This window comes from Corallococcus sp. AS-1-12 (assembly GCF_020036995.1).
GTDB lineage: Bacteria > Myxococcota > Myxococcia > Myxococcales > Myxococcaceae > Corallococcus.
In genome coordinates, this window is record NZ_JAIQDD010000101.1 from 1 (window position 1) to 989 (window position 989).

General features: G+C 71.9%; 1 protein-coding gene. It reads left to right on the top strand.

Annotated features, from left to right (window positions below):
• Positions 1 to 989: amino acid adenylation domain-containing protein (locus tag K8556_RS38885; protein WP_223745185.1), on the top strand; the 989-nt coding region annotated here is incomplete at both ends.

Genomic DNA, 989 nt, shown 5'->3' on the forward strand with positions numbered 1-989 from the left:
GCCTACGTCATCTACACCTCCGGCTCCACCGGCAAGCCCAAGGGCACCCTCCTGCACCACCGGGGCCTGTGCAACACCGCCCAGGCCGCCGTCCTGCGCCACGGCTTCGGCCCCTCCTCGCGCGTCCTCCAGTTCGCCTCCCCCTCCTTCGACGCCTCCGTCTGCGAAGTCTTCTCCTGCCTCCTCGCGGGCGCCTGCCTCGTCCTCTCCCCGGCCCAGGCCCTGCTGCCGGGCGCTCCCCTCCAGTCCTTCCTTTCCGCCCACTCCATCTCCGCCGTCACCCTCACCCCTTCCGTCCTCGCCCTCCTCCAGCCCGAGGCCCTTCCCTCCCTTCGCACCGTCATCTCCGCCGGCGAGGCCTGCCCTCCCGAGCTCGCCCGCCGTTGGGCTCCCGGACGCGACCTCCTCAACGCCTACGGCCCCACCGAGGCCTCCGTCTGCGCCTCCATCAACCTCCACCTCGGCCCGGACTGCCTCCACATCGGCTCCCCCTGGCCCAACACCTCCCTCTTCGTCCTCGACTCCTCCTTGCGCCCCCTCCCCTTGGGCGCTCCCGGTGAGCTCTTCATCTCCGGTGTCGGCCTGGCTCGCGGCTACCTCGCCCAGCCCTCCCTCACCGCCGAGCGCTTCCTGCCCAACCCCTTCTCCTCCTCTCCCGGCGCTCGCCTCTACCGCACCGGTGACAGGGTCCGCTGGCTCCCCGACGGCCACCTCCAGTTCCTCGGACGCCTCGATGACCAGGTGAAGCTGCGCGGCATCCGCATCGAGCTGGGCGAAGTCGAAGCCGCCCTCCGCCTCCACCCCTTCGTCTCCGACGCCGCCCTGCTGCTTCGCGAGGACTCCCCCGGCGACAAGCGCCTCACCGCCTACTTCACCGCCTCCCAGCCGCCCTCCGCCTCCGAGCTGCGCTCCTTCCTCGAGCAGCGCCTCCCCTCCTTCATGGTCCCCTCCGCCTTCGTCCTCCTGGACGCGCTGCCCCTCACGGCCGC